Below are 25,756 nucleotides of genomic sequence, written 5' to 3'. Positions count from 1 at the left end.
GATGAGCGGGATGCGAGTACCGACCCTGGTCAAGACTGCGGCAGCAGTCGCCGCGACCGCCGCCGCGGGCGCCGCCGCCACCTCCACCGGCACCTCGTCGCGCTGGTACCGCCGCCTGCGCAAGCCCGCCTGGCAGCCGCCGTCGGCCGCGTTCCCCCTGGTCTGGACCCCGCTGTACGGGTTGATCGCGGTGGCCGGCGCCCGCGCGCTGGACCGCTCCGAGGGGCCCGAGCGCGCCGCCTTCGCGCGCGGCTACGCGCTCAACCTGGCGCTCAACGCCGGCTGGAGCGCCCTGTTCTTCGGCGCCCGCAGGCCCGGAGCCGCGCTGGCCGAGATCGCCGCGCTCAACGTGTCCAACGTCGTGCTGCTGGGCCGCGCGGCGCGCACCGACCGTCCCGCCGGGGCGGCACTCGCCCCGTACGTCGCCTGGACCCTCTTCGCCACCGCCCTCAACGGCGCGATCGTCGGCCTCAACCGGGGGCGGTGACCGGATCAGGCCGGGTGGACGTCGGCGGGCGCCGGGCGGGTCGCACGCCACGACGCCAGGAGCCGTAGCCGGTCGGCGTCCGGGCTGCCCGGCTCGGTGGTGAAGACGAGTATGACCGGGCCGGGACTGCCCGGCAGCGGGTAGGTGTCCCAGTCCAGGACGATGTCCCCCAGTCCGGGCACCCGGAACGTCTTGGTGCCGTTCACCGAGGCGCGGACGTCGTGCCGTGCCCAGAGCCGCCGGAACTCCGCGCTACGGATGCTCAGCTCGCCGACGACGGCCGTGGCGCGGGGATGGGTCGGGTCGTCGGCGACGGCGGCGCGCATCATGCCGATGTAGTCCAGCGCCTGCCGCTCCCAGTCCGGGCAGTTCCGTCCCCCGGTCAGCGCGTCGTCGAACATCAGCAGGAGCATGTTGAGCCGGCCGGGCGGGTGGTCCGCCGGGTCACCGAGCAGCGCCTGCGCCATCGGATTCCAGTCGAGCAGGTCGAGATGCCGGCCGAGGACGACCGCCGGGGTGTCCATCACCCGCAGCAGCCGCCGGGTGCTGTCCGGCACCCGCTCCGGGCCGCGCTCGACGCGCGCGGGCACCGGCCGCCGGGCGGCCCGGGCCAGCGTGAACAGGTGCCGGCGTTCGGTGTCGTCCAGACCGAGGGCGCCGGCGATCGCGTCCAGGACGTCGTCCGAGGGGCGTACCTCCCGGCCCTGCTCCATCCGCTGGTAGTAGTCGGTGCTCAGCCCGGCCAGCAGGGCCAGTTCCTCCCGCCGCAGGCCGGTCACCTTGCGTCGGCCGCCCGGCTCCAGGCCGATGTCGCGGGGGCGAAGTCGGCCGCGCCGGGCGCGGAGGAAGGCGCCCAGCTCGCGGGCGTACGGATGCGGGCTGCTCATGCCGCCAGTCTGCCGCGACGCCGGGCGCCCAGGGTAGGTCCGGCGGACCTAGGCAACCGCGAACGACCGAGACCGGCCGGATCGCTCCTAGCGTCATCGCCGGACGCGAACCCCGCACCGGAGGAGCAGCAGATGACCGGATGGACCGCCGACCGCATCCCCGACCAGCGCGGCCGGGTCGCCGTCGTGACCGGCGCGAACTCGGGCCTCGGCCTGGTCACCGCCACCGAGTTGGCCCGCCGCGGCGCCCACGTCGTGCTGGCCGTGCGGAACACCGCCGCCGGCCGGCAGGCCGCCCGCCACATCGGCGGCGACACCGAGGTACGCGAGTTGGACCTGGCAAGCCTCGATTCGGTACGCGCGTTCGCCGCGAAGCTGACCGCCGACCATCCGACGATCGACCTGCTGGTCAACAACGCCGGTGTGGTGCTGCTCGGCCCGCGCCGTACCTCCGCCGACGGCTTCGAGCTCCAGTTCGCCACCAACACGCTGGGCCCCTATGCGCTGACCGGCCTGCTGCTGGACGCCCTGGCCGGGGCGCGGGCGGCGCGGGTGGTGAGCCTCAGCTCCCTCACCCACCGGAACGCGCGCCTCGACTTCGGCGACCTGATGTCCGAGCGCGACTACCGGGCCTCTGCCGCGTACGGCCGCTCGAAGCTCGCCACCACGGTCTTCGGCGTCGAGCTGGACCGCCGCCTGCGCGCGGCCGGGTCGCCGGTCGTCAGCGCGCTGGCGCATCCCGGTCTCACCCGCAGCAACCTCACGCCGCGTGCCTGGGAGCACCGGGGCCGGCTGGGACGGGTGATCGGGCGGCTCGGCCTGCTCGCCACCCAGCCGGTCGAGCGGGGCGTCCTTCCGCAGTTGCGGGCCGCGACCGACCCGGAGGTACGCGGCGGCCAGTTCTTCGGCCCGTCCCGGTTCTTCGAGACCTGGGGCCCGGTGACCGAGGCGCGGCTGAGCCGGCAGGCCGCCGACCCGGCCGTCGGGAAGCGCATCTGGGCTGCGGCGGCGGAGCTGACCGGTGTTCGTTACCTCTGAACCGGCGGCGCGCAACGACGCGGCCGAGTGGGATTTTGCACTCCCAGTGCACTTGTCTCCGGTTTCGCCGCTGCCTAGCGTCAGGCCATGGCTGACTCGTGGACGTTCGCTGTGGCCCGTGACGACCTCGCTCGCACCACGCTCGTCGACGGCGCCGTGCCCGGCCTCGCCGACGGGGAGGCGCTGCTGCGCGTGGACCGCGTCGGCCTGACCGCCAACAACGTCACCTACGCGGTGCTCGGCGAGGCGATGCGCTACTGGGAGTTCTTCCCGCCGCAGCCGCGCGGGCTCGACGGCGGGTGGGGGCTCCCGCCACTGTGGGGCTTCGCCGAGGTCGTCGCGTCCACGGTGGCCGGCGTCGAGCCGGGGCAACGGGTCTACGGCTACCTGCCGCCCGCAGGCCACCTGGTGGTACGCCCGGACCGGGTGGACGCGTCCGGGTTCCGCGACGCGAGCCCGCACCGGGCCGAACTGCCCTCGCCGTACAACTCCTACCGGGCCACCGACGGCGACCCCGCCTACCGCGCGGAGCAGGAGGACCTGCTGATCCTGTTCCGGCCGCTGTTCTTCACCTCGTTCATGCTCGCCGACCAGGTGATCGACGAGGACGGCTACGGCGCGCGGACGCTGGTGCTGTCGTCGGCGTCGAGCAAGACGGCGTACGCCGCCGCGTTCGAGCTGCACGGCCGCGGCCCGCGCCTGATCGGGCTCACCTCGCCCGGGAACCTCGCCTTCACCCGATCGCTGGGCTGCTACGACGACGTCCTCTCCTACGACGACATCGGCGCGCTCGACGCCGTTCCGACCGTCTACCTCGACCTGTCCGGCTCACCCGCGACCCGCGCCGCCCTGCGGGCGCACCTCGGCGACCTGCTCGTCCGGGACATCGCCGTCGGCCTGACCCAGCAGACGCCCAACGCCGACGCCGCCGGGGAGGTCTTCTTCGCGCCGGTGCGCATCCGCAAGCGGAGCCAGGACTGGGGCCGGGCCGGTCTCGACGAACGCTTCGCCGACGCCTGGCAGCGGTTCTCCCAGGTAGTGAGCGGATGGCTCGACGTGCGGGTCGGCACCGGCCCGGAGGCGCTGCGGGACGCGTGGCTCGACGTCCTCGCGGGCCGGACGCCGCCCCGGGTGGGTCACGTCGTCCAGCTCTGAGAACGCCGCCGATATCGACCGTGACGGGCCGGGTCGGCCGATGCGCGCTAGGCTGTCCCTAACGGGGTGCCGGCGGCTGATCGCCGACCCCTTGCTTTTCCCACGGTTTCCCAGCCGCGATGACTGAGTCGAGCGCTGCCGTGCAGATTTCCTTGGAGCACCACGTGCCCGACAACACGTTCGCCCTGAACCCCTTCCGCGCGGAAGGGTTCGGGGCCACCGACGACGAGCGCAGTCCGATCGCGGACATCAGCGCCGAATCCATGACCCGCCTGCGGAGCCCGTTCACCGCGGCGCGCCCCGCTCGCGAGTCGGCCGGCGCGCCCGCCCGGCGCTAGGCCGTCATCCAGGGTGACGGACGCAGAGACCTACCTCTGAATCGGGTCGTGGGCGGGCGCCACGTGCATCTGGTCCGCCAGGGCGATGACGCGCCGCTCGGCGGTCCGACTGCGGGACCGCTGATCGGCGAGGTGACCGAAATGACCGAGATCCAGCTGGCCGACGTCTTCGTGGAGATGGCCGACACTCTCGTCGACGACTTCGACGTGATCGAGTTCCTGCAGGGGCTGACCGAGAGGTGTGTCGAGCTGCTGAATGTGTCGGCGGCCGGGCTGCTCCTGACCGACAAGCGCGCCACGCTGCGGGTGGTCGCCGCCTCCTCCGAACGCACCCGGCTGCTGGAGCTGTTCCAGCTCCAGACCGGCCAGGGGCCCTGCCTCGACTGCTTCACCTCCGGGCAACCGGTGTCGGTCGCCGACCTGACCCTGACCACTGCCCGATGGCCGAGGTTCAGCGCCGCCGCGGCCGAGGTCGGCTTCGCTGGGGTGCACGCCCTGCCCATGCGCCTGCGTTCCGAGGTGATCGGCGCGCTGAGCCTCTTCGACGTCCGGCCGGGAGCTGTCGACCAGGGCAGGCTCCGCATAGCCCGGGCGCTCGCCGACGTGGCCACCATCGGACTGCTGCAACACCGTGCCATCCACGAGCGCGACATCATCACCGAGCAGCTGCAGACCGCCCTGAACAGCCGTGTGCTGATCGAACAGGCCAAGGGCATTCTGGCCGAGCGCCTCCAGGTGGACGTCGGCCAGGCCTTCGCGATGTTGCGCGACGGCGCCCGCAGCCGCAACCGGCGGCTGTCCGAACTGGCCCAGGCGATCGTCGACGGCTCCGAGCAGCTCGCGCCGGTACCGGTCGCCGACAAGTCCGACTGACGACCGGTTCGACACCTGAGGGTGCTTCGCCGGGCCGCCCGGGTTTCGGCCGGGGGAATGAAGGCGTACGGTGACGGTGTCGCCCGGGTCCCCGGTGGCCGCCAGTCTCGCCGCCACCAGCCCGTTAGGGGCACAGGACAATGGTCACCACAATCGTGACACCGCCGGCCGTGCCGTCCCCTCCGACAGTGACCCCGGCAACGGGGGCGAGTGAACAACTGTTGCGTCGACGCGCGGCCCTGAGCCCCGAAGATCCCGACCGGGCCCGGCTGCGAGCCCGGATCATCGAGGCGAACCTGCCGATGGCGGACCGGCTGGCCCGCCGCTACACCGGCCGCGGAGAGTCATACGAGGATCTGGCTCAGGTCGGCGCGCTCGGTCTGATCAAAGCCGTCGACGGTTACGACACCGACCTGGGCGCGCCGTTCGCCGGCTACGCCATCCCGACCATCCTCGGCGGCATCCGACGACACTTCCGCGATTCGGCCTGGGCGATCCGGCCCCCGCGATCGATGCAGGAACTGAGCGCCCGGGTGCCGGAGGCGCGGAGCAAGCTCGGGCAGCGGCACGGTCGCGAACCAACCGACGCAGAGCTCGCCGACCACCTGGAGGTGACTGTCCCCCAGATCGTGGCCGCCGTCACCGCCTTCGACTTCTATCGTCTGCAGTCGGTGAACGAGCCACGGCCCGGGGGCAACGGTGTCGAGCGGATCGCACACGTCGGCGCCGCCGATCCGGGATACGCGGCAGTGGACGACCACCTCACCCTCCGAGGGCTCCTCGCGGCGCTTCCCCTACGTGAACGTCGGATCCTGACCATGCGGTTCTACGGTGACCTGACCCAGGCAGAGATCGCCGCCCGGGTCGGGCTGTCGCAGATGCACGTCTCCAGGCTGCTGACGCGCTCTCTGGCCCAGCTGAGAGCCGGGATGCTCCGCTGAGCGGTCGCCGGCCGGGCTCTGACGGTACGTGTTCGGCCAGAGGGGTAGTTCCGACATCTTGGACGTACCGATCGGTCAGGCCGCGGGTAGGCTCAGGATGTCGTCCCGGACCCCGACGGCTCCCGGTTCGCGTTGTTCGCGCACCACCGCCGAGATGAGGTCCACCATGACCAGGTTCGCCGACTCCACCCGCTCCGCCACCGTGCGGTCCACACCTGAGATCAACAACCGGCCCCGTCCGGTGCCGCGCGTCCGCGCCCCGGGATCGCTGGTCGCGATCACGGCCTTCGCCGTGGTGCTGCTCCTGCTTCTGATCTTCATCCTGCAGAACGGTCAACGCACGACCGTGCACTTCTTCGGTGCGAGCGGGGAGCTCCCGATGGGGGTCGCGCTGTTGCTGGCCGCGGTGTTCGGCGTGCTACTGGTGACCGTCCAGACCACCACGCGACGCGTCATCCAGCTGCGGCTGGCGACCCGCAGGCGCCGCGCCACCCCCGGCACCCGTCCAGACCTCGCCGGCACCGACCCGGACGCCGGCGTACGAGAGGGACGGAACTGATGGTCCGCTCAGCCCAGGACCGCATGACGTGGGTCTGCACCAGTGACCTGCCGACGGCACGCCTGCGGCTGGCCGATCCACCGTCCAGCCGCGCGATGTTCGACGGCGGTTGGTGGCCCACGTCACGAGACCCGGTCGTCGAACTGTCCAGCCTGATCACCGCGCTCGCCGCCCGAGGCGACGGCGTGATCGAACGGGTCATGCTTCCGCCGGCGGCCTGGGACAGCCATCCGACGCGGATCGGTGTCGGCGGCACCGTGGTGCGGGTGGGCTGGTTCGCCACCCTCGACGCCGAGCGGGTGATCCTGACAGGCACGCCGAATCTGCGGATCGACCTGGCCGTGACAGCGCCGGTCCGGGCCTGAACGCCCGGACCAGCCCGGCCCGGGGGCGGGCCATGACCGTTCCGCACCGCTTCACAAGGGGGTACCGATGAGGATCGCCAGATACCGGATCGCTGCGGCGCTGCGCGAGCGCGGGCAGAAGGTCAGGGCCGAATGGGTCGAGCGGGAACTGCCGGAGCTGGTGGATTCCGACCAGCACGCCGGGCTGCTCGCCACCCTGCGTCTCGATCCGGCCGACCTCGCCGCCACCCGGTCCTGGTGAGGGTTGCCCTGCTCGGGCCGATCGCCTGGCGGACACCCCCGCACCACTACGGTCCCTGGGAGCAGGTGACCGGGCTGCTCGCCGAAGGGCTGGTCACTCGCGGCGTGGACGTGACCCTCTTCGCGACACTCGACTCCGTCACGTCCGCCGCCCTCGACGGCGTGTGCCCCCGTGGCTACGCCGACGACCCGGGAATGGACGGGCGGGTGTGGGAGGCGATGCACGTGTCCCACGCGATGGCCCGTTCCGGCCGGTTCGACCTGGTGCACAGTCATCTCGACTGGCTGCCGCTGGCGTTCGCCGAACACTGTCGTGCTCCGCTGCTCACCACCGTGCACGGCTTCTCCGGCGCGGGCATCCTACCCGCGTACGCCCGGGCCCGCTCGTCCTACGTGTCGATCTCCGACGCCGACCGGAGCGCGGAACTCGACTACGTCGCCACGGTGTACCACGGTGTCGACCTCACCGGGCTGCCGTTGAGGCGGGAGGCGGGCCCGGGACTGGCCGCCTTCGGCCGGATCCATCCGGACAAGGGCATCCACACCGCCATCGAGATCGCCCGCCGCGCCGGACGGCCGCTGACCATCTGCGGCATCGTGCAGGACGAGCGGTACTTCGCCGAACAGGTGGCCCCGCACATCGACGGCGACCAGGTCGTCTTCCTCGGCTCGGTCGGCCCGAAACGACGTGCGGAGGTGCTGGGCGCGAGCGCCGCGCTGCTGCACCCGATCGCCTTCGAGGAGCCGTTCGGGCTGTCCGTGGTGGAGTCGATGGCCTGCGGCACGCCTGTCGTCGCGTACGCGCGAGGATCCATGCCGGAGGTGGTCGACGAAGGGGTGACGGGCTTCCTCGTGCACACCGTCGAGCAGGCGGTCGACGCCGTCACCCGGGCTGCCGAGCTGGACCGGGCCGCCTGTGGGGCGCGGGCCCGGGAGCGCTTCGGCGGCGACCGGATGGCCACCGAATACCTTGCCGTCTACGACGACCTCATCCGTCGACCGAGACGCTGAACCTGCCGGGGGCGCCCCGCACCGGGCAGCTCCCGAATCCGTTCCGCCGGCCACACACGCTGGCCGGCGTACGCCGATACCGCGTGAGGCTCGTCCCCGTACCCCGGAGGTGGCCGACAACCGGAAGGCCCGACACCCATGCCCAGCTACGGATTTCTCAGCACCCACCCGCCGACACGGTGTGGACTGGCCACCTTCAACTCCACCCTCGCCGCCCACCTGACCGCCGACGGCACGCGCGGTGGCATCGTCCGGGTCACCGACCGCGGCGACGACCAGCGGGCCGGGCCCGGGGTCGTGCACACCTGGTCGACGTGCACCCAGGCCGGCTGGCGGGACGCCGCAGCCGCCCTGAACGCCTTCGACGTGGCCGTCGTGCAGCACGAGTACGGCATCTACCCCGGGGCCGACGGCGAGGACGTCCTGCCGGTGTTGCGCCGGCTCACCGTGCCCAGCATCGTGGTCCTGCACACCGTGCTCCGCCGTCCGACCGCCCGGCAGAAGTCCCTGCTTGAGCAGATCGTCGCCGCCGCCGGAGCGGTCGTCACGATGACCGGCACGGCTCGCGACCGGCTGCTCGTCGGCTACTCCGTACGGCCGGAGAAGGTCACTGTCATCCCGCACGGCGCCGCCGAGCACGTCCGCGTGCCCGCCGACCGCCGTACCCGCCCACACCTGCTGACCTGGGGACTGCTCGGCCCCGGCAAGGGCGTCGAGTGGTCGTTGCAGGCGCTCGCGCGGTTGCAGGACCTCGACCCGACCCCCACCTACACCGTCGCGGGCCGGACCCACCCCAAGGTGGTCGAGCACCACGGGGAGGCGTACCGGTCGGGACTGCACCGGCTCGGCGCGCAGCTCGGCATCGCCCACGCCGTGGACTACCAGGACGTCTACCACGACCAAGCCGCCCTCGGCCGGTTGATCCGCTCCGCCGATGTGGTCGTGCTGCCCTACGACTCCCGCGAACAGGTCACCTCAGGTGTGCTGGTCGAGGCGGTGGCCGCCGGGGTGCCCGTCGTGGCCACCGCCTTCCCGCACGCCGTCGAACTGCTCACCGGCGGCCCCGGTCTGGTCGTACCCCATCGGGATCCGGCGGCGCTGGCCGCCGCGATCCGGCGGATCCTCAGCGAACCGGGCCTGGCGGCCCGGCTGGCCGGCCGCGTCCGCCCGATCGCCTCGGACCTGCGCTGGCCGGCGGTGGCGGCCCGCTACGGCGCCCTCGCCGAACGGCTCGTCGCCGCCCGCCTTACCGCGGCCAGTGCGGCATAGGCGTGACCGCGACCACTGGTCTGTCCAGCGTGCCGGACACCGGCCGCCGGCAGCCGACGCCCCGGCCGAGCTTCGCGCACCTGATTCGGTTGAGTGACGACACCGGGCTGTTCGAACACGCCCGGCACGCCATCGTCCGGCGCGAGCACGGTTACTGCACCGACGATGTCGCCCGCGGCCTGGTCGTCACCAGCCGCGAACCGGAGCCGGCCGAGGAGGTGCTGCGGCTCGCCGAGCGCTACCTCGCCTTCCTGACCCACGCCCAGGACGTCGGCGGCGCCTTTCACAACCGGCTCGGGCACGACCGGCGCTGGACCGACGAGGCCGGCCTCGGCGACTGGTGGGGCCGGGCGCTGTGGGGGCTCGGCACCGCCGCTGCCCGCAGTCCCGCCGCCTGGATCCGGGAGGAGGCACTCGTCGCCTTCAGCCGGGGCGCCAACCGGCGCTCCCCGGCGCCGCACACGATGGCCTTCGCCGGGCTCGGCGCGGTCGAGGTGCTTCGCCGCCACCCCGCCCACGCTGCCGCTGCCGCGCTGCTGACGGACGCCGCGACGACGATCGGCGGCCCTGGATCCGACCCGCGGTGGCCCTGGCCGCAGCAAGGGCTGACCTACGCCAGCGCGGCCCTCGCGGAGGTCGTCGTCGCCGCCAGCCAGCTGCGTCACGGGGGACCCTCCCTCGACGACGGGCTACGGATGCTGGCCTGGCTGCGTGAGGTCCAACTGCGCGACGGGCGGCTGTCGGTCATACCCGCCGGCGGGTGGCGGCGCGGCGCGGCACGGTTGCGCCACGACCAGCAACCGATCGAGGTCGCCGCCTTCGCCGACGCCTGCGCCACGGCCGCCGAGGTCACCGGCGATCCCGGTTGGGAGGCCGGGATACGGCAGGCGGTGGGGTGGTTCCTCGGTGAGAACGACACCGGCACGCGGATGTGGGATCCGGCGACCGGCGGCGCCTACGACGGTCTGACCACGCACGGGCCGAACGCCAACCAGGGCGCCGAGTCGACCCTCGCGCTGATCTCCACCCTGCAGCACGCCCGGCGGTGGTCGTGACCGGGAGCCTGGCCGTCCGGCAGGACGTCGTCCTCACCCCGGACCCACGCCGGGTGATTCTCAAACTCTTCGTCCCGGGCGAGGACGCCGCCCTGGTACGCAGCCGCGCGAGGGCGCTCATCGACCGCGTCGCGCACCTCGACGAGGAGGAGACCGGCCGTCTGTTGCGGGGCACCTTCGAGCGCTTCGGAGCTCGGCACCGGGATCTGGACGGCCGGCTTCACCACCACTACGACCTGGTGCGGCACCGCGCCGCCCGGGCCTGGGACCTTTCCCCCGCCGCCCGTCTCCTGGTCGGCGCCTACTTCAGTCACGAGTACGCGGTCGAGTCCGCCGCGCTGTGCAACCCGTCGATGGTGGTCCACCCCGATCAGACCGGTCTGAGCGCCGGGCAGGTACGCGCCGCGGTCAGCCTGCGCCAGATCGGCGAGGGCCACCTGTCGTCCATCGGCTTCGCCACCGCCGTCCTCGGACCCGGACGCCGACTGACAGTCGCCGAACGCTCGGGTCCGCTCGTGGTGGGGCAGCGGACCGGCGTACGGCACCGGCGGGACCTCCTGGCCGCCGGCCTGGCCGAGGTGGACTGCGACAACGAGATCACCGCCACCGTGCTGGACGCCCTGCCCGAACGGTACGACGAGGCCACCTTCGAGCGGGTGCTCGGCGACCTGCCACCGGACCTGCTGTCCCGCAGTGGCGGGATGGCCAGTCTCGAACAACTGCGCCGCACCAACGCCGCCGGCTACGCCACCGCCTTCCCCGCCGACACCGCCCTGCATCAACGGGTGCTCTGGCCGGCCACGCCGGCGGAGAGCAACGGCATGGAGGACGCCCGGTTCGTGCGGTTCACCGACGAGAACGGACCGGTGTACCGGGCCACCTACACCGCCTACGACGGCCGGCGCATCGCCACCCGCACGCTGGCCAGCACCGACCTGCGCCGATTCGAGGTCACCCCGATGCGCGGGCCGGGCGTCCGCAACAAGGGCGTCGCGCTGTTCCCCCGTACCGTCGGCGGCCGGCACCTCGCCCTGTGCCGCGCCGACGGCGAGACCATCGGCCTGACCTGTCTGAACGGCGAGAACCGGTGGCAGGAACCGGTGCCGTTGCACGCCCCCCGGGACAGCTGGGAGCTGATCCAGGTCGGCAACTGCGGGTCGCCCATCGAGACCGACGACGGCTGGCTGGTGCTCACCCACGGCGTCGGCCCGATGCGCCGCTACGCCATCGGCGCGCTCCTGCTGGACCTGCGCCGACCGGAGCGGGTCGTCGCACGGCTTCCCGGCGCGCTCCTGTCACCCGACGAGGCAGACCGGGACGGATACGTACCGAACGTCGTCTACTCCTGCGGCGGGCTCGTCCACGCAGGCGAGCTGTGGCTGCCGTACGGGGCGAGCGACGCCCGGGTCGGCTTCGCCACCGTGCCGCTGGCCGTGCTCATCGGGGCGATGGTGCGATCGCCGCACGGCCCCTCCGCCCAGGCGGCGGAGTAGACGAAGGACGCGCCCGCTCCAGGCCCCGGCGCGGCGTCGACGCTTCCCGGGCGCGGGATCGACCGGTGGTCAGCGGTTGAGGTAGGCGGCCAGGCCGCCGAGTTCCTCGTTGGCGATGAAGACCGAACGCACGTTGATGATTGCCTCCTCGACGTGGAGCGGACAGCCCCACGCCGAGTCGCCCCACGAGTCAGCGATCTTGATCTCGGCGGGTGCCGTGCAGCCGTCGCCGCCGCCGAGCTGACACCGCTCGGGGCGCGGAGTGGCGGCCTGCGCGGCGGCGGCGGCGCGCAGCCGGGCGGTGAGTTCCGCCGCCGCGGCGGCGCGCTGTTCCGCCTCGGCCCGTAGTTCCCGCTCCGCCCGCACCACCCGGGCCAGCTCGTCGTGGGCGGCCCGGGCGCGGGCGTCCGCGTCGGCCTTCGCCTGTTCGATGTGGTGGCGTTCGATGGCCAGGGCGGCGGTGCCGGTGAAGACCCGGGCGAGGGCCAGGTCGGTGTCGCGCGGGACGCGCGGGGTGCGGTGGTACATGGCGAACGTGCCGAGCAGGCCGCCGTCGCGGGCCAGGATCGGCGTGGACCAGCAGGCGGCCAGCCCGGCCCGCTCGGCCAGGTCGCGGAAGTCGGCCCAGAACGGGTCGGTGGCGATGTCGGTGACGACGACCGGTTCCCGCCGGTGCGCGGCGGTGCCGCACGAGCCGACACCCTCACCGGTGGCGATCCCGTCGATGGCCTGGTTGTAGAAGCCGGGCAGGCTGGGCGCGGCGCCGTGGCGCAGGTGCCGGCCGTCGGCGTCGGCGAGCAGGACGGAGACGAGCACCTCCTGCGGCGCGAGGTTCTCGATGCAGCGGGCCATCCCGTCGAGCACCTCGGCCAGCGGCGCCTGCCGGGCGATCTGCTCCAGCATGGCGCGGTGCTCGGCCATCAGCCGTTGCGCGTGCTTGACCTGCGTGGTCTCCACCCCGATCACGCGGATCCCGGTCACCGTGCCGTCGGCGTCGCGGCGTGCCTCGTAGGTGAAGTCGAAGAACGCCTCCCGCGCCTGCGACCCGGTGCCCAGCATGATCCGGGCGTCGTGGCCGGTGTACGACTCGCCAGTGCGGTAGACCTCGTCCAGCAGGGCGATGAAGCCCTGGCCGTCGAGTTCGGGCATCAGCTCGGCGAGCGCGACCCCGGTACGGGCCCGTTCCTCGCCGATGGCGGTGAAGAACGCCGGGTTCGCCGCCTCCACCACGTGCGTCGGCCCGGCGAGCGCGGCGAAGACGGCGATGGACTTGCCGAACAGTGTCCGCAGATCCTCGTCCGCGGGCCGCCCGGCGACCGGCGAACCCGCCGTAGGCAGATGCTGGCCTGGTAGCGCCGTCATGCCTGGTCTTCCTCCCACGCCCGCCTCGTCGACCGTCGCCAGATTACGGGGCAGTGGCCGGCGTTCACATCTTGGCATCGACGCCCGCCTCCGTTACCGTCGTGGGAACGCTCCCATGAACTTAGATACATCTATTTGATCAGGAGGAAACACGACGTGGCTATCCTCTCGTCCCGCCGCAGTTCAGCGGCCATCAGCGTGGCCGCGGTCGCGGGGCTCGCCGCGGCCGGCGTCGGTCTCGCCGTCGGCGGCGCGTCCGCCGGCACCGTGTCCGGATCGCTCTACCGCGACCCGTCCTCGGCGGTCGTCCGCTGGGTCGCCGCCAACCCCGGCGACTCGCGCGCCGCCGTCATCCGCGACAAGATCGCGAGCCAGCCGCAGGCCCGCTGGTACGCCAACTTCAACCCGTCGACCATCCAGTCCGAGGTCTCCGCGTTCATCGGCGCCGCCAACTCGGCGCAGCAGATCCCGGTGCTGTCGGTATACGAGATCACCAACCGGGACTGTGGCGGCGCGAGCGCCGGCGGGGCGCCGGACCTCAACCAGTACCAGACCTGGGTGTCCAACTTCGCCAGAGGACTCGGCAACCAGACCGTCCTGATCATCCTGGAGACCGACTCGCTCGCGCTCCAGACCTGCCTGAGCACCGGTGAGCTGAACGCCCGCAACCAGGCGCTCACCACGGCGACCCAGACCATCAAGTCGGCCAACCCCAACGCCAAGGTGTACCTCGACGGCGGCCACTCGACCTGGAACAGCGCCAACGACACTGCGAACCGGCTCCGCGCGGCCGGCGTGCAGTACGCCGACGGCTTCTTCACCAACGTGTCGAACTTCAACCCCACCTCCAGCGAGGCGAACTTCGGCCGGGCGGTCATCTCCGCGCTCAACGGCATGGGCATCTCCGGCAAGCGGCAGGTCATCGACACCAGCCGCAACGGGGGAGCCGCCGGTGACTGGTGCGCAGACGACAACACCGACCGGCGCATCGGGCAGTACCCGACGACGAACACCGGCGACGCCAACATCGACGCGTACCTCTGGGTGAAGCCCCCGGGTGAGGCCGACGGCTGCCGCTACACGGCCGGTTCGTTCCAGCCGGACCTGGCCTTCAGCCTCGCGAACGGCGCGCCGAACCCGCCCACCACCGCGCCGCCGACGACCAACCCGCCGACGACCGCTCCGCCGACCACGGCCCCGCCGACGACCGCGCCGCCCACCACGGCGCCGCCGACCACGCCGCCGCCGGCCGGTAACGGCTGCTCCGCGTCGGTCGCGATCAACCAGTGGAACGGCGGCTTCACCGCCAGCGTGAACGTCACCGCCGGCTCCGCGGCCATCAACGGCTGGACCGTGACCGTCGCGCTGCCCGGCGGCGCCGCGATCACCGGCACCTGGAACGCCCAGGCCAGCGGCACCAGCGGCACCGTCCGGTTCACGAACGTGGGCTACAACGGGCAGGTCGGCGCCGGCCAGACGACCAACTTCGGTTTCCAGGGCACCGGCACCGGCCAGGGCGCTACCGCCACCTGCGCAGCCTGACCGGAACCGATCCCGGGGCCCGGCGCGGAGGATCGCTCTCCGCGCCGGGCCTCTCGTCGTCAGCCCTGGCCCTCCGCCGCCGTCCACAGCGGAATCGGATCGTGGGCGCGGACGTCGTGGGCCGGCACCACGTGCATCAGGTCGGCCAGGGCGATGATGCGCTGAAGGCCCTCCCGGACCCGCGTCGCGTCCACGTCCGCCAGCATCCGTAGCAGCGCCGGACGCTCCGCCCGGAGCGTCACACCCTCCATCTGCCACGTCAGGTCGCCGATGAAGGCGTATCGGCTGCCGTCGGGGAGGTTGACGAAGACCACTACCGAGCCGTCCGTGTGGCCGCCCGCCTCCACGATCACCACCGAACCGTCGCCGTGGACGTCGTGGCTGGCGGGGAAGCCGAGGTAGGGCGGCCCGTCGAACGTGTAGTGGTGGATCCGGCGGTGGCTCGCGACCTCCCGGAACACGGCGGCGTCGGTGGCCCGGTCGACGTACCGGCCCTCCGCGGGGTTCAGCCAGATGGGCACGTCGAGGTCGGCCAGGCCGCTGACGTGATCCCAGTGGGCGTGCGTGATGACGACGCCCCGCAGCCGTGCCATGTCGTAGTCCCGCGCCCGCAACTGCTCCCGGACCGTCGCGCCGACTTCGTGCGGGGTGCGCCGGTAGGACGGCATGGCCGCGATGTGCGCCTCGACGTCCGCGCCGAACCCGGCGTCGATCAGCAGGTCACCGCGCGGGTGCCGGACGAGCACGGCGGTGGCGGCGAACCGTCGCCGGTCGCCGAACGCGCCGCCGCGGTAGGCCAGGAAAGCCCGATTCTCGTACGTCCCGGTGGGCAGTTGGTAGATCGCCATCTCGGGTGGCGGTGCGGCCTCGGGCAGCGGACCCGTCCACGGTTCCGGCCCCGGAAGGGGCGCGGGCCGGAACGACCGGACGGTGACCAGCGCGGCGGCCACAGCGGCGAGCGCGACAGCGCTCCACACGTAGATCATCTGTCGTGCCTCTTCGCGTTTCTCACCGGTCGATTCGACAGCCGGTGGCGCGTCGGCGTCCAACACCTGATCTGCGGCGGCAATACCTTGAGGGTATGGTCCCTCCGGTGGTGGACATGCGCTCTCTGGGCTACTTCGTCGCGGTGGCCGAGGAGCTCAACGTGGGCCGCGCCGCGGCCCGCCTGCACATCTCGCAGCCGCCCCTGAGCCGGGCGATCCAGCGCCTGGAGGTCGAACTCGGCGTCGAGTTGTTCACCCGCTCGGTCCGGGGCATGACGCTGACGCCGGCCGGTCAGGTGCTGCTCCCGGAGGTGCGCGAGCTGCTCGCCCGGATCGAGTCCCTGCCGTCGCTCGTCGCTCCGGCGGCCGAGCCGCGCACCATCACCATCGGGACGCTCGCGGACAGCGTGGACCGGGCCGGCGGCACCCTGATCGACGCCTTCCGCTCCCGGTACCCGGGCGTCGAGATCCGCGTCGTCGAGGGCGACCTCACCGACCCCACGGTGGGCGTCGACCGCGGTCTGGTCGACGTCGCGCTCACCCGGGGGCCGTTCACCGCCGGCGAGGTCGCCGTTGCCGAACTCCGCCGGGATCCGGTCGGGGTCGTCCTGCGTGCGAGCGACCCGCTCGCGTCCCGGGACCGGGTGCGGCTCGACGAGCTGCGGGACCGCCGCTGGTTCCGCGTCCCGGACACCGTCGACCCCGTGTGGCGGGACTACTGGACCGGTGGTCGCGCACCCGCGGACGGCACCGACACGGTGGTGCGGACCGTCCGCGAGTGCATCCAGGCGGTCCTGTGGTCGGACTCGATCGGGCTGGCCCCGCTCGCCATCACTCCGGTCCCCGGCATCGTCGTCGTCCCGGTGGACGGCGTGGCGCCGAGCCCGCTCGTCGTGGCGTGGCGGCGCCGCGACCGCAGGTCACTCGTGCACGGCTTCGTCGACGTCGCCACCGCCCGGTGAGCACCTCACCGGGCGGGGGCGGCCGGAGTCACGCGGCGACGAACCGCCGCGCCCTCGTCAGGTTGCGCGCCAACTCCTCGCGGTTCTGGTGCGCGTGGCGGAGCCACGCCGGCTGACCCGGGCCGGTACGCCAGGACTCACTCAGCGGACTGTTGTCCACTGTGTCGAAGCCGAACCGGTCGTAGAGCCGTGTCACCAGCTCGACCGCCTCCGGGTGGTCGCTGGAGACGGACAGCGCCAGCCGGTCCGGCGCGCCGGCGGGCCGGGCCGAGGTGAGCAGCCGTGGCGCCTGGATGTGGGTGAACGCCTTCGCGACCTTCGACGTGGGGAGCTGTTCCTGGCGCAGCTCGTGGACCGTCTTCTCGCCCGAGTCGAGGACCGGGATGTTCCCGTCCCGCCAGACCATGTAGTTGTTCGTGTCCAGCACGACCTTGCCGGCCAGCTCCTCGACCGGCATGTCGTTCACGACCTTGAGTGGCACGGCGACGATCGCGAAGTCGCCCGCTGCCGCCGCCTCCGCGGCGTACGCCGCCCGCGCCGACGGCCCGAGTTCGGCCACGAGGTCCGTCAGCGTGTGCGGTCCCCGCGAGTTGGCGATCACGACCGTGTACCCGGCCGCTACCGCCGCGCGGGCGAGCTGGCTGCCGACCTCGCCCGCGCCGATGATGCCGATGGATGTCATCGTCGGTGGTCCGTCAGCGGGCGGCGGTGAGCTGCCGCAGCATCTCGGCCGAGTCGTGCAGCGCGGTCATCTGCACGAACCGCCCGTCGCTGACCTTGTAGATGGCGTACTCGACGATTTCGAACGAGGCGCCGGAGGGCGGCACGCCCAGCCACTCCTTCACCGGCGTGCCGTAGTTGATCGCGCGTACGGCGATCCGGTCGCGGTCGAACAGCAGTTCCTTGACCTCCCAGCGGAGATCCGGAACGGCGTCCACGTCGTGCTTCTGCACCGCGAGCACGTCGTCCCGGGTGCCCGGCTCGCCGTTCAGCATCACCGTGTCGTTGATGAACTCGTCCATGCCGTCGAACTCGTGGGCGTTCAGTGCGGCGACGTAGCGCAGGTACCAGTCGCGGAGATCGTGCTGAGTCATGTCACTCTTCCTCTGCTGTGCGGATGATGTGCGGATGCGGTCGGGGCGGACGGTTACCAGCTCAGGGGCCCGAGGTCGTCCTGGAGGGTTCCGGTCGGGCCGTCGGGGGGAAGCGTCGCCAGGCGTACGACGGTCCGGGCGCTCTCCGCCGGGGTCCTGCCGCCGCCGATCGCGGCGGTCAGGTCGGTGGCGGTGTAGCCCGGCTCGACCGCGTTGAACCTGATTCCCGGCTGGGACTTGGCGTACTGGAGGGTGATCATCGTGGCGGCGGACTTCGACGCCGAGTAGAGCGGTGACGTCAGGTGGTACTCCGGCCGGTCGGGGTTGGTGACCGCCCAGAAGGAGCCGGCGCTGCTCGACACCGTGACCACTCTCGGATTGGACGACCGGCGCAGCAGCGGCAGCGCCGCCTCCGTGACCCGGACGATCCCGACCACGTTGGTGTCGAAGACGCGCAGGGCGGTCGGCCCGTCGACGACGCCGTTCTCGGCGATGCCGGCGTTGTTGACGAGGACGTCCAGCCGCCCCTCGTCGGCGTCGATGGTCGCCAGCGCCTTCGTGACCGAGTCGTCGTCGGTCACGTCGAGCGGCACGAACCGTGCCCCCAGAGCCGAGGCGGCCTCCTCGCCCCGCCCGGTGTCGCGCGCTCCGACGTAGACGACGTGCCCCAGGTCGAGAAGCTGTCTGGCGATCGCGAAACCGATGCCCTTGTTCGCGCCGGTGATCAACGTGACGGTCATGCTGTTCCCTCGTGTTCCCAGTTTTGTACTGATCGGTTCGTGGACCACCGTAACAGCTTTCTGTACCGATCGGTTCGTGGGCTGGGTCACTTCTGTACCGAGCGGTATAGTCGAGGCATGGGCACTGAGACTCCGACCCCGGGACGGCCGCGGGCCTTCGACGAGCAGACGGTCCTCGACCGGGCCGCCGAGGTCTTCTGGCGGCAGGGCTACGAGGGCGCGTCGCTGAGCTCACTCACCAGGGCGATGGGCATCAACCGCCCGAGCCTGTACGCCGCGTTCGGCAGCAAGGAAGAGCTGTTCAAGCGGGCCTTCGACCGCTACCACGAGACCAACCTGGCGAACGCGCGCGCCGCCCTCGACCAGCCGACCGCGTACGCCGCGATCGAAGCCTTCCTGCGCGCGAGTGCCGACAACCTGACCGCGGGCGGCCACCCCGCCGGCTGTCTCTCCATCCAGGGCGGCCTGGCCTGCTCCCCGGAGAACGCCCGCATCTCCGAGATCCTCGCCGCCGGCCGGGCGGCCACCGAGGCCGCGCTCGAAGAACGGCTGTCCCGTGCGGCGAAGGAGGGTGATCTCCCGGACGGCCTGGACAGCCGGGCGCTCGCCCGTTTCGTGATGGCGCTCAGCGAGGGGCACGCCGTCCACGCGGCGGCCGGCGCGAGCCGCGAGGACCTTCAGGCCTCCGTCGACGTCGCCATGCGAGCGGTCGCGGCACTCCATCCCGGTTCCGGAGGGTAGTCGTCCGGATTCACTCAGCTACTTCTCAGGTGGCGTTGGTAGCTTCCCCGCTCGATGGCTTCCATTATGGACGCCGCTGGTCTCGTTGTGGCACAAGGGTTTCACGTGAAAGTTTCACAGTTCCCGTGTCGCACGTACGACGGTCGTCGAGGGAGAGGTTCGTGGTGCTCAAGAAGATGCTTGGTGCGTTCGGGGTGGGCGGCCCGAGCGTCGATACGGTCCTGTCCAATCCGAGCACCCGCCCGGGCCTGATGCTGGGCGGGCAGGTGAACCTGACCGGCGGCAGCCACGACGTGGCGATCGATCACATCACCGTCGGGCTGGTCACCCGGGTGGAGATCGACGGCGCGGAGGAGGAGTACGACGCCCTCGTCGAGTTCCATCGCGTACAGGTGGCGGGTGGTCTGAACCTGCGCGAGGGGCAGCAGTTGTCGCTGCCGTTCCAGGTGGCGATGCCGTGGGAGACGCCGGTGACCGACCTGTACGGCCAGCGTCTGCACGGCATGACGATGGGCCTGCGTACCGAGGTGGCGATCCGCGGCGCGATCGACAAGGGCGATCTGGACCCGGTGTACGTCCACCCGCTGCCGGTGCAGGAGCGCATCCTCGAGGCGTTCGGCCGGCTCGGCTTCGGGTTCAAGGGCGCCGACCTGGAACGCGGGCACATCTCCGGGCTGCACCAGAGCCTGCCGTTCTACCAGGAGATCGAGTACTACGCCGCCCCGCAGTACGCCCACGGCGTCAACGAGGTCGAGCTGACCTTCGTCACGAACGAGCGCGGCGTCGACGTGGTGCTGGAGTTCGACAAGCGCGGTGGCCTGTTCGCCGGCGGCCACGACTCGTACGGCCGCTACCACGCCGCGCACGCCGACGCCGACCGTGTGGACTGGGCCGCACAGGTCGACACCTGGGTCCGCCAGGCCCTCGACGGCTACCAGAGCCTGCACGCCGGCCACGGCTACGCCCCGCCCGCCCAGGGCTACGGCGCTCCCGGCTACCCGCCCCCGCCGCCCGGCTACGGGCAGCCCGTGTACGGCGCTCCCGGCTACGGGCACGCCGCGTACGGCCACCCCGGCGGGCACCACAAGGAGCACCACCACCAGGAGCACCACGGCGGGCCCGGCATGGGTGCCGTTGCCGCGGGCGTGGTGGGCGGTGCGGCCCTGGGCTTCGCCGGGGGCATGGTCGCCGACGAGGTCTTCGACTCCTTCGGTGACGACGAGGGCGGCGACGAGGAGGCGTGAGCCAACCTTTTTCCACAGTGGACTGACGCGCCCGCTCCATGATCTAATTCGGCAGTTTTGTCCGTAGACGATCGGTTTCCACCGATCGGGATTTCGAAGGAGTGCGCATGCCCGTCACCGCCGACCTCACCAAGCTGGTCGACAAGGCCTACCAGGACAAGACCCTCACCGAGATCGTCGACGCCCCGGTGTCCGCCCTCGCCGGGGTCAGCGACGGCGACGCGAAGCTCCTCAAGGACGCCTTCAACATCACCACCGTCGGCGACCTGGGCCGTAACCCGTACTTCCGGACCGCCAACGCCCTGGTCGCCCTGACCGGCGCCAAGTAGCACCACCGCCGGCGGCCCGGGAGACCTCTCCGGGCCGCCGGACGCCGGCTCCGGCCAGTGTGGTTGGTTTCGGACGCTTCCGGGCAAGGGCTCGTCGGCACCTGTGCCAGCGGTCCGCCGGGGCGCTGGCACACTGACCACCCACACCGTGACGTACGACGAGGGGAACAGCCGATGGCGGCGGAGGGCAGCACCAAGGCCGTGGTGACGGCGCTGGTCGCGAACCTGGGTATCGCGGTGAGCAAGTTCGTGGCCGCCGGCATCACCGGGTCGGCGTCGATGCTCGCCGAGGGCGTGCACTCGGTCGCGGACTCCACGAACCAGGCTCTGCTGCTGGTCGGCGGCAAGCGTGCCCGCCGTGCCCCCACCGCGCTGCACCCGTTCGGGTACGCCCGCGAGCGCTACGTCTATTCGTTCATCGTGGCGATCATCCTGTTCACCCTCGGCGGCCTGTACGCCCTCTACGAGGGCTATCACAAGATCAGCGACCCGCACGAGCTGTCCTCGCCGCTGATCGCCGTCGCCGTCCTGCTGATCGCGATCGCCCTGGAGGGCTTCGCGCTGCGGACCGCGGTGAAGGAGGCGAACAAGGTACGCGGCACGCGGAGCTGGGCCTCCTTCGTCCGCCACGCCCGCGCCCCGGAACTGCCGGTGATCCTGCTGGAGGACGCCGGCGCCCTGCTCGGCCTGCTGTTCGCCCTGTCCGGCGTGGGCCTGAGCGTGCTCACCGGGAACGCGCTCTTCGACGGCATCGGCACCCTGTGCATCGGCGTCCTGCTTGTCGTCATCGCCGTCGTCCTGGCCGTCGAGACCAAGAGCCTGCTCATCGGCGAGGCGGCACTGCCCGAAGAGGTCTCCGCGATCCACACCGAGCTGGTCTCCACCCCGGGCGTCGACCGGGTCATCCACCTGCGCACTCTGCACCTCGGGCCGGAGGAACTCCTGGTCGCGGCGAAGATCGCCATCAGCACCTCCGACCGGGGAGTCGACGTCGCCGCCGCCATCGACGACGCCGAGGCGCGGATCCGTCGGGTGCTGCCCATCGCCACGGCGATCTACCTCGAACCCGACATCGACCGGCAGCCCGCCCGCACCAGCGCCACCTGACCCGGAGGTCCGGGTCGGTGCCCGGGTCACCGACGTCGGCGTAGTGCCGAGGAAAGCGGCGGGGACTGCTCTGTCCGGGCGGGCTGACGGCGGAGCGGGTCAGTCGGCCTGGGCCGGGGTGTCCGGCGTGGACCTGGGGCGGCGCTTGCGTGGTGCGGCCGAGCGGGGCGGCAGCGCGCGCATGTGGTCGCGTACCCGGGTCATGATGTCGCCGAGGTGACGCACGTCGTCGTCGGAGAGCGGGTTGAACAGCAGCAGCCGCGACACCTCGATGTGGCCGGGCAGGATCCGGCGGAACAGGGCGGCGCCCGCGTCGGTCAGGGCGACGAGGGTGGCTCGTTCGTCACCGGGAAAGCTGCTGCGAGTGATCAGGCCGGCCTTCTCCAGCAGTCCGGCCTGATATGTCAGCCCACTGCGGCTGTAGACGACGCCGTCGGCGAGCTGGGTCATGGTCAGCGGCGTCTCGGACCGCGCGAGGTTGGCCAGCAGTTGGAACTGCACGTAGCTGATGCCGCCCTCGGTGCGTAGCTGCTGCTCGACGTGGTGTTGCAGCAGGCTGACGGCCTCCAGGAGCGCGAAGTAGGTCTGCAGCTGTTCGGGGTGCAGCGGTGGCACCCCGTCGTCGCTGCCGTCCCCCGCCGTGCGGGTGGATGTCATGTGCGCACCTTACCTGCTTCGAACTCGCAGCATTGTGAGTGGTGTCACTCCTCGCGTGGCTTTGCTTCGAACTCGAAGCGACCTAGGGTCGAGTCATGCTTCGAGTTCGAAGCGGTTACCCGAGGAGGACACCATGAAGGCAGTGCGCTACCACTCCCACGGCGGCAGCGACGTGCTCACCTATGAGGACACCGAACGGCCGGTGGCGGGAGCCGGAGAGGTGGTCGTCCAGGTGGCCGGCACCTCGTTCAACCCGGTGGACGTGGCGATCCGCGCCGGCTACCTGCGGGACGTCTTCCCGCTGACCTTCCCCCACACGCCGAACTTCGACGTCGCCGGAACCATCACCGAGGTAGGCGAGGGCGCCGGCAACTGGAACGTCGGTGACGCGGTCCTGGCGTTTCTGCCGATGGCCGCGCCGGGAGCGGCCGCCGAGTACGCGGTCGTCCCCGCCGAAGCGCTTGCCGCCGCGCCGCGTACCGGCGAACTCGCCGACGCTGCGGCCCTGCCCTCCGCCGGCCTGACGGCCTGGCAGTCGCTGTTCGAGCACGCCGGCCTGACCAGCGGGCAGCGCATCGTCGTCAACGGTGCGGGTGGCGCGGTCGGCGGATACGCCGTCCAGTTGGCCGAGCAGGCCGGTGCCGAGGTGACCGCAACCGCCAGTGCGCGCAGCCGCGACCGGCTGCTCTCCTACGGTGCCGACCGGATCGTCGACCACACCACCACCGCGCTCACCGACGCCGTGGCGGGCGAACGGTTCGACGTGGTGCTGAACCTGGCGCCCATCACTCCCGCACAGGGCGTCGAACTCGTGGATCTGGTCGCCGACGGCGGCGCCTTCGTGAGCACCACCGCTCCGGGCCCGGAGCAGCCCGGACGCGGCATCCGCACGGTACGGGTCTTCGTCCGCAGCGACGCCGCCCAACTCGCCCAGCTGGTGGCCCGCGTCGACGCCGGTGACCTGCGCATCGACGTCGGCCAGCGGCGGGCCCTGCGCGAGTTGGCCGCCGTGCACGACGAGTCCGAGGCCGGTCGGCTGGCCGGCAAGACCGTCCTCATTCCCTGAGTCAGCCGCCCCCCTTCGCGGGGCGTCTGCCACCACCCACCCCCCTGCACGGAGGACAGATCACGATGACGACCGCATTCGAACCCGTCAGCCTCGCCGGCACCAAGCTGAGCAACCGGATCGCGATGGCGCCGATGACCCGCAGCCGCGCCCACGGCCCGGGCGCCGCGCCGACCGCCGACACCGCCACCTACTACGCCCAGCGCGCCTCCGCCGGTCTGATCATCACCGAGGGCATCCAGCCCTCGGTGATCGGCCAGGGCTACCCCAGTACGCCGGGCCTGCACAGTGCCGAACAGGTAGCGGCGTGGCGTCAGGTCACCGAAGCCGTCCACGCCCAGGGCGGGGTCATCTTCGCCCAGCTCATGCACACCGGCCGGATCGGTCACCCCAGCCTGCTGCCCGAGGGCCTCGTCCCGGTCGGTGCGTCACCGGTCGCCGCCACCGGCAAGGTGTTCACCGCGCAGGGCCCACAGGACTTCGTCACGCCCCGCGAGCTGACCGACGCGGAGATCCTCACGACCATCGGCGATTTCGCCGCCGCTGCCCGCAACGCCGTTACCGCCGGGTTCGACGGCGTGGAGGTGCACGGCGCCAACGGCTACCTGCTGCACCAGTTCCTCTCCACCAATGCCAACCGGCGCAGCGACCGCTGGGGCGGCACGGTCGCCGGCCGTAGCCGGCTGACCGTCGACGTCGTCCGCGCGGTCGCCGACGCGATCGGCGCCCACCGGACCGGACTGAGGATCTCTCCCGCCAACCCGTTCAACGACATCACCGAGGACGCACACCAGCACACCTACACCGCGCTGGCCGACACCCTCAACCCGCTCGGCCTGGCCTACCTGCACATCGCCGAGGCCGACGACCGCGACCTCACCCGCGAGCTGCGCCGCCGGTGGGACGGCCCGCTGATCCTCAACCCGTTCACGCCCGGAACGGTCACCGGCCCCGAGCAGCTCGCGCTGATCGAGGACGGCACCGCCGACCTGATCAGCTTCGGCGGCCTGTTCCTCGCCAACCCCGACCTGCCCGCCCGGCTCGCCGCCGGCGGGCCCTACAACACACCCGATCCGGCCACCTTCTACGGCGGCGACGCCCGCGGCTACATCGACTACCCCACGCTCGACGGCAGTCCGAGCGCGGTGAGCTGACCACCGCCGCGCGCAAGGCCTGCCCCGCCGGACGCCGCGGGCAGGCCTTGCGCGGAGCGACATCGGCCGGCTACCGCACCAGTGGACCGACCTGCTGTGCGGTGAACCGGACGAAGCCCTCGAGGTCGGGTTCGTCAGCGGTGGGCTGGAGGATCACGGCGTCGGCTCCGGCGTCCCGGTAGCGGTTCACGACAGCGGCAATGTCGGCTGCGTCGCCGAACGCTGTGGCGTCCCAGATGTCCGACTCGTTCCACGACTCCAGCTCGCGTGCCATGCGTGCCTCGGCGTCGGGGCCGGTCGCCGCATGGACGTACACGGTGACGGCCTTGGCCGTCGACCTGACGGCGGCCACCTCCTGCGGAGGTGTGCCGGCGGTCAGCAGGATCCCGTCGGCGACCTCGCAGGCGAGAGCACGCGTCTTCGGCCCGGTCGCGCCGGCGAAGATCCGGGCCGTGCCCACCGGCGGGTAGTCCAGCTTGACCTTGTCGAGCTTGACGTACCGACCCGACGTCGTGACCGTCTCGCCGGCCAGCAGCGCCTTCAGCGCCTCGACGTGCTCGCGCAGCAGCGTCAGCGGCGAGCCCACCCGCGCTCCGACCTGCTCCATCCAGTCCTGGACGCCGTGGCCCACGGTGAGCAGCACCCGGTCGGGGAAGAGCCGGTGCAGCGTGGCGGCCTCCATGGCGAGTGCCGCGACGTTGCGGAACGGCACCGGCAGCAGCCCGACGCCCACCGCCAGCCGGTCGGTCCAGGCCAGGGCCGCGGCGGCGGTGGCGATGCCGCTTTCGAGGAAACAGTCCTCCCAGAGCCACAACTGGTCGAGGCCGGCTTCGTCAGCGGCGCGTGCGACGGAGCGGAGGCGTTCGGGTGGATTCTGGGGCCGGAACACCACGCCGAGGGTCGTCATGACGGCCAAGCCTAGCCGCGGAGGGGCCCCGCCATCCATGCACTTTCCGGGAGGACGACCCGCTCAGCGTGGGCCGCCCGGCCCGACCAGGCCGGTTTTGGTCACGGCCGAGTCCGCCCTGGTGGTGCTGATCGGCGCGCTGCTCGGCGGGGCC

At 72.0% G+C, this 25,756-nt stretch carries 29 protein-coding genes; 21 read left to right on the top strand and 8 right to left on the bottom strand.

Going from position 1 to position 25,756, the window contains the following annotated elements:
• Window positions 1-10 precede the first annotated feature (10 nt).
• Complete coding sequence (locus OC439_RS07085) at window positions 11-487, top strand: TspO/MBR family protein (RefSeq protein ID WP_151010867.1); 477 nt, start codon at window positions 11-13, stop codon at window positions 485-487.
• A 5-nt stretch (window positions 488-492) separates the two neighbouring features.
• Here OC439_RS07085 and OC439_RS07080 read toward each other — a convergent pair whose 3' ends face one another.
• The gene (locus OC439_RS07080) at window positions 493-1,374 is read right to left on the bottom strand and encodes a helix-turn-helix transcriptional regulator (RefSeq protein WP_262012732.1); all 882 of its coding nucleotides are present in this window, start codon (window positions 1,372-1,374) and stop codon (window positions 493-495) included.
• 132 nt (window positions 1,375-1,506) lie between these two features.
• On the opposite strand from OC439_RS07080, the gene OC439_RS07075 reads away from it, so the two are divergent.
• The 12 genes from OC439_RS07075 to OC439_RS07020 all read left to right on the top strand — a co-directional run bounded on the left by OC439_RS07075 (window position 1,507) and on the right by OC439_RS07020 (window position 11,711).
• Entirely contained in the window at window positions 1,507-2,412 is a 906-nt protein-coding gene (locus OC439_RS07075; protein ID WP_262012731.1) for an oxidoreductase, read from the top strand.
• Between the two features lie 87 nt (window positions 2,413-2,499).
• Complete coding sequence (locus OC439_RS07070) at window positions 2,500-3,567, top strand: DUF2855 family protein (RefSeq protein WP_262012730.1); 1,068 nt, start codon at window positions 2,500-2,502, stop codon at window positions 3,565-3,567.
• Between the two features lie 119 nt (window positions 3,568-3,686).
• Complete coding sequence (locus OC439_RS07065; RefSeq protein WP_225319468.1) at window positions 3,687-3,905, top strand: hypothetical protein; 219 nt, start codon at window positions 3,687-3,689, stop codon at window positions 3,903-3,905.
• 141 nt (window positions 3,906-4,046) lie between these two features.
• Window positions 4,047-4,778, top strand: coding sequence for a GAF and ANTAR domain-containing protein (locus OC439_RS07060; RefSeq protein WP_151010859.1), 732 nt, complete (start codon window positions 4,047-4,049; stop codon window positions 4,776-4,778).
• 188 nt (window positions 4,779-4,966) lie between these two features.
• Window positions 4,967-5,719 carry a SigB/SigF/SigG family RNA polymerase sigma factor gene (locus OC439_RS07055; protein WP_262012729.1) on the top strand — a complete coding sequence of 251 codons (753 nt, stop codon included), beginning with the start codon at window positions 4,967-4,969 and terminating at the stop codon, window positions 5,717-5,719.
• A gap of 166 nt (window positions 5,720-5,885) precedes the next feature.
• Window positions 5,886-6,278 carry a LapA family protein gene (locus tag OC439_RS07050; protein WP_262012728.1) on the top strand — a complete coding sequence of 131 codons (393 nt, stop codon included), beginning with the start codon at window positions 5,886-5,888 and terminating at the stop codon, window positions 6,276-6,278.
• Window positions 6,278-6,643 carry a DUF5994 family protein gene (locus OC439_RS07045; protein ID WP_262012727.1) on the top strand — a complete coding sequence of 122 codons (366 nt, stop codon included), beginning with the start codon at window positions 6,278-6,280 and terminating at the stop codon, window positions 6,641-6,643. The genes OC439_RS07050 and OC439_RS07045 overlap by 1 nt, the downstream gene beginning before the upstream one ends.
• A gap of 67 nt (window positions 6,644-6,710) precedes the next feature.
• Window positions 6,711-6,884: a hypothetical protein gene (locus OC439_RS07040; protein ID WP_262012726.1), complete on the top strand. Its 174-nt coding sequence runs from the start codon at window positions 6,711-6,713 to the stop codon at window positions 6,882-6,884.
• The gene (locus tag OC439_RS07035) at window positions 6,881-7,894 is read left to right on the top strand and encodes a glycosyltransferase family 4 protein (protein ID WP_262012725.1); all 1,014 of its coding nucleotides are present in this window, start codon (window positions 6,881-6,883) and stop codon (window positions 7,892-7,894) included. Before OC439_RS07040 ends, OC439_RS07035 begins: the two co-directional genes overlap by 4 nt.
• A gap of 138 nt (window positions 7,895-8,032) precedes the next feature.
• Window positions 8,033-9,163 carry a glycosyltransferase gene (locus OC439_RS07030; RefSeq protein WP_262012724.1) on the top strand — a complete coding sequence of 377 codons (1,131 nt, stop codon included), beginning with the start codon at window positions 8,033-8,035 and terminating at the stop codon, window positions 9,161-9,163.
• A 2-nt stretch (window positions 9,164-9,165) separates the two neighbouring features.
• The gene (locus OC439_RS07025; RefSeq protein WP_262012723.1) at window positions 9,166-10,218 is read left to right on the top strand and encodes a glycosyltransferase; all 1,053 of its coding nucleotides are present in this window, start codon (window positions 9,166-9,168) and stop codon (window positions 10,216-10,218) included.
• Window positions 10,215-11,711, top strand: coding sequence for a glycoside hydrolase family 130 protein (locus OC439_RS07020; protein WP_262012722.1), 1,497 nt, complete (start codon window positions 10,215-10,217; stop codon window positions 11,709-11,711). Before OC439_RS07025 ends, OC439_RS07020 begins: the two co-directional genes overlap by 4 nt.
• A gap of 69 nt (window positions 11,712-11,780) precedes the next feature.
• Here the strand turns inward: OC439_RS07020 and OC439_RS07015 are convergent, their stop codons facing one another.
• Complete coding sequence (locus OC439_RS07015) at window positions 11,781-13,073, bottom strand: GAF domain-containing protein (protein WP_262012721.1); 1,293 nt, start codon at window positions 13,071-13,073, stop codon at window positions 11,781-11,783.
• A gap of 156 nt (window positions 13,074-13,229) precedes the next feature.
• On the opposite strand from OC439_RS07015, the gene OC439_RS07010 reads away from it, so the two are divergent.
• Window positions 13,230-14,615: a glycoside hydrolase family 6 protein gene (locus OC439_RS07010; RefSeq protein ID WP_262012720.1), complete on the top strand. Its 1,386-nt coding sequence runs from the start codon at window positions 13,230-13,232 to the stop codon at window positions 14,613-14,615.
• A gap of 59 nt (window positions 14,616-14,674) precedes the next feature.
• On the opposite strand, the gene OC439_RS07005 is transcribed toward OC439_RS07010, so the two are convergent.
• On the bottom strand, window positions 14,675-15,601 hold the full coding sequence (locus tag OC439_RS07005; protein WP_262012719.1) for an MBL fold metallo-hydrolase: 927 nt from the start codon (window positions 15,599-15,601) through the stop codon (window positions 14,675-14,677).
• Between the two features lie 95 nt (window positions 15,602-15,696).
• Between OC439_RS07005 and OC439_RS07000 the strand changes: the two genes are divergently transcribed.
• The gene (locus tag OC439_RS07000; RefSeq protein ID WP_262012718.1) at window positions 15,697-16,563 is read left to right on the top strand and encodes a LysR family transcriptional regulator; all 867 of its coding nucleotides are present in this window, start codon (window positions 15,697-15,699) and stop codon (window positions 16,561-16,563) included.
• A gap of 28 nt (window positions 16,564-16,591) precedes the next feature.
• On the opposite strand, the gene OC439_RS06995 is transcribed toward OC439_RS07000, so the two are convergent.
• Genes OC439_RS06995 through OC439_RS06985 form a run of 3 tightly spaced genes read right to left on the bottom strand, consistent with a single transcriptional unit; the run spans window position 16,592 to window position 18,397 of the window.
• Window positions 16,592-17,245 carry an NADPH-dependent F420 reductase gene (locus OC439_RS06995; protein WP_262012717.1) on the bottom strand — a complete coding sequence of 218 codons (654 nt, stop codon included), beginning with the start codon at window positions 17,243-17,245 and terminating at the stop codon, window positions 16,592-16,594.
• A gap of 13 nt (window positions 17,246-17,258) precedes the next feature.
• Window positions 17,259-17,657, bottom strand: a complete 399-nt coding sequence (locus OC439_RS06990) for an ester cyclase (RefSeq protein ID WP_262012716.1) — start codon at window positions 17,655-17,657, stop codon at window positions 17,259-17,261.
• A gap of 53 nt (window positions 17,658-17,710) precedes the next feature.
• The gene (locus OC439_RS06985; protein WP_262012715.1) at window positions 17,711-18,397 is read right to left on the bottom strand and encodes an SDR family NAD(P)-dependent oxidoreductase; all 687 of its coding nucleotides are present in this window, start codon (window positions 18,395-18,397) and stop codon (window positions 17,711-17,713) included.
• 117 nt (window positions 18,398-18,514) lie between these two features.
• On the opposite strand from OC439_RS06985, the gene OC439_RS06980 reads away from it, so the two are divergent.
• The 4 genes from OC439_RS06980 to OC439_RS06965 all read left to right on the top strand — a co-directional run bounded on the left by OC439_RS06980 (window position 18,515) and on the right by OC439_RS06965 (window position 21,818).
• A complete protein-coding gene (locus OC439_RS06980; RefSeq protein ID WP_262012714.1) occupies window positions 18,515-19,138 on the top strand; it encodes a TetR/AcrR family transcriptional regulator in 624 nt (207 codons plus the stop codon).
• Window positions 19,139-19,299: 161 nt separating this feature from the next.
• Window positions 19,300-20,382, top strand: a complete 1,083-nt coding sequence (locus OC439_RS06975; RefSeq protein ID WP_410054892.1) for a sporulation protein — start codon at window positions 19,300-19,302, stop codon at window positions 20,380-20,382.
• A 107-nt stretch (window positions 20,383-20,489) separates the two neighbouring features.
• Window positions 20,490-20,711 (top strand): hypothetical protein, encoded by a 222-nt coding sequence (locus OC439_RS06970; RefSeq protein ID WP_018788305.1) that lies wholly within the window; start codon window positions 20,490-20,492, stop codon window positions 20,709-20,711.
• A 174-nt stretch (window positions 20,712-20,885) separates the two neighbouring features.
• On the top strand, window positions 20,886-21,818 hold the full coding sequence (locus OC439_RS06965) for a cation diffusion facilitator family transporter (RefSeq protein ID WP_262012713.1): 933 nt from the start codon (window positions 20,886-20,888) through the stop codon (window positions 21,816-21,818).
• Window positions 21,819-21,917: 99 nt separating this feature from the next.
• Here OC439_RS06965 and OC439_RS06960 read toward each other — a convergent pair whose 3' ends face one another.
• A complete protein-coding gene (locus tag OC439_RS06960; RefSeq protein ID WP_262012712.1) occupies window positions 21,918-22,475 on the bottom strand; it encodes a MarR family winged helix-turn-helix transcriptional regulator in 558 nt (185 codons plus the stop codon).
• Window positions 22,476-22,608: 133 nt separating this feature from the next.
• On the opposite strand from OC439_RS06960, the gene OC439_RS06955 reads away from it, so the two are divergent.
• Entirely contained in the window at window positions 22,609-23,541 is a 933-nt protein-coding gene (locus tag OC439_RS06955; RefSeq protein ID WP_262012711.1) for an NADP-dependent oxidoreductase, read from the top strand.
• A 65-nt stretch (window positions 23,542-23,606) separates the two neighbouring features.
• Window positions 23,607-24,695 carry an alkene reductase gene (locus OC439_RS06950; protein ID WP_262012710.1) on the top strand — a complete coding sequence of 363 codons (1,089 nt, stop codon included), beginning with the start codon at window positions 23,607-23,609 and terminating at the stop codon, window positions 24,693-24,695.
• Between the two features lie 70 nt (window positions 24,696-24,765).
• Here the strand turns inward: OC439_RS06950 and OC439_RS06945 are convergent, their stop codons facing one another.
• Window positions 24,766-25,602, bottom strand: coding sequence for an LLM class flavin-dependent oxidoreductase (locus OC439_RS06945; protein ID WP_262012709.1), 837 nt, complete (start codon window positions 25,600-25,602; stop codon window positions 24,766-24,768).
• Window positions 25,603-25,756 lie beyond the last annotated feature (154 nt).

It is taken from the genome of Micromonospora sp. Mcm103 (assembly GCF_024519755.1).
GTDB lineage: Bacteria > Actinomycetota > Actinomycetes > Mycobacteriales > Micromonosporaceae > Micromonospora > Micromonospora aurantiaca.
Note: the sequence above shows the minus strand (reverse complement) of the source record. Positions and strands in the feature narration are given on the sequence as shown.